The 390-nt window shown below is 49.7% G+C and carries 1 protein-coding gene; it reads right to left on the minus strand.

What is annotated here, in order from left to right; translation table 11 throughout:
- Positions 1–390: transposase (locus ACLBVC_RS24805; protein ID WP_410151814.1), on the minus strand; the 390-nt coding region annotated here is incomplete at both ends.

The following is a 390-nucleotide window of genomic DNA, read 5'->3' on the forward strand; positions in this document are numbered from 1 at the left end:
TCTCTCTTTTACCACTCTTGGGAAGGCCCTTTCTCTTCTTGTCGGCAGCTTCACCATCTGCGCCATACTCTCCAGATTACGCAGCAGTTCTGGGATCCGGCCCGGTGATGCGCCCTGAAGCGTCATTAACATCCTCATCACCAGACTGCACGAGTCTGAGAAGCTTAGCTGGTTCGGCCAGTAACCCTTAAGGTTTTTCGCCATCTTAATCATCTGATAACGAACAAGATTATAAGCCAACAGCACGCCCCATAACTCCTGCTCGACAAGCTCTGGTTTTTTACTTCTCAGCGTTAACCGACTCAGTAACATCGTCTGCTTGATTTCACGATAACCCAGTTCGATCTCCCAACGGTGGCTGTAGAGTTCAGTCATTTCTCCCCCCGGATA

Origin of the sequence: Rahnella selenatireducens (genome assembly GCF_046449555.1) — a bacterium.
GTDB lineage: Bacteria > Pseudomonadota > Gammaproteobacteria > Enterobacterales > Enterobacteriaceae > Rahnella > Rahnella selenatireducens.